The organism is Pseudomonas sp. SDO5532_S415, from assembly GCF_054071155.1.
In genome coordinates, this window is the sequence record NZ_JBSVWS010000355.1 from 1 (window position 1) to 1,421 (window position 1,421).

The 1,421-nt window shown below is 62.4% G+C and carries 1 protein-coding gene; it reads left to right on the forward strand.

The window, feature by feature from the left end; genetic code table 11:
* Positions 1-160: 160 nt before the first annotated feature.
* Positions 161-1,348 (forward strand): MFS transporter, encoded by a 1,188-nt coding sequence (locus tag ACW9HW_RS30060; RefSeq protein ID WP_095194185.1) that lies wholly within the window; start codon positions 161-163, stop codon positions 1,346-1,348.
* Positions 1,349-1,421 lie beyond the last annotated feature (73 nt).

Consider the following 1,421-nt stretch of genomic DNA (forward strand, 5'->3'; position numbering starts at 1 on the left):
CCTACCCTCAATACACCGCCGACCCTGTGGGAGCGAGCCTGCTCGCGAAGCGGTCCTTATGAACAACGATGATTTAGAGACAAGTAGTTAGCCTGCTTCCTTTTATCCCGCCGCCAAGCCATCATGCAGTTCTCCCACCGCCGCCCGCGAACGAGCCCTCATGTCTGCGCAGCAACAGCCACCGCAAAGCTCCATGGCGATCACCCTGCAGATCGTCTCTATCGTTTTCTATACCTTTATTGCCTTCCTTTGCATCGGCCTGCCGATTGCGGTGTTGCCGGGGTATGTTCACGAGCAGCTCGGGTTCAGCGCAGTCATCGCGGGATTGACCATCGGTTCGCAGTACCTCGCCACCCTGCTCAGCCGGCCCATGGCCGGGCGCATGTCCGACAGCATCGGCACCAAGCGCGCGATCGTTTACGGCTTGTCCGGCATTGTGTTGAGCGGCGTGCTGACGCTGCTGTCGACGATGTTGCAAAGCTTGCCGTTGCTCAGCCTGCTGATCCTGATCGCCGGCCGCCTGTTGCTCGGCATCGCCCAAGGCTTGATCGGGGTCGGCACCATCAGTTGGTGCATGGGCCAGGTGGGTGCCGAACACACGGCGCGCTCGATTTCATGGAACGGCATCGCGTCCTATGGCGCAATTGCCATCGGCGCGCCGCTGGGTGTGGTGATGGTCGATCAACTGGGGTTCACCAGCCTGGGGATCGCCCTGTCGGTGCTGGCCGCGCTGGGGCTGCTGTTGATCCGCAACAAACCTTCGGTGCCGGTGGTACGGGGTGAACGCCTGCCCTTCCGGGCCGTGTTCGGGCGCATTGCGCCCTTCGGTGCGAGCCTGAGCCTGGCCTCCATCGGTTACGGCACCCTGACCACCTTCATCACCCTGTATTACGTCAATCGCGGCTGGACCGGCGCGGCTTACTGCCTGACGGTATTCGGCGTGTGCTTCATTCTGGCGCGGTTGTTGTTCATCTCCAGCATCAGCCGCTTCGGTGGATTTACCTCGGCCATTGCCTGCATGACCATCGAAACCGTCGGTCTGGCGCTGCTGTGGTTCGCGCCGTCGACGGGCTACGCCTTGATCGGCGCCGGGCTGACCGGATTCGGCCTGTCGCTGGTGTATCCGGCCCTGGGCGTCGAGGCGATCAAGCAAGTGCCCAACTCCAGCCGTGGCGCGGGGTTGAGTGCCTATGCGGTGTTTTTCGATCTGGCGCTGGCCATTGCCGGGCCATTGATGGGCGCGGTGGCGCTGAACCTGGGGTATTCGTGGATTTTCTTTATCGCGGCGTTGCTGTCGGTGAGTGCGTTGGCGTTGACATTGCTGCTCAAGCGCCGGGCGATGGATTAAGGCCCACCGCAATCCCTGTGGGAGCGAGCCTGCTCGCGAAGGGGCCAGTGCATCCGCCAGATTTCCTGCGCCT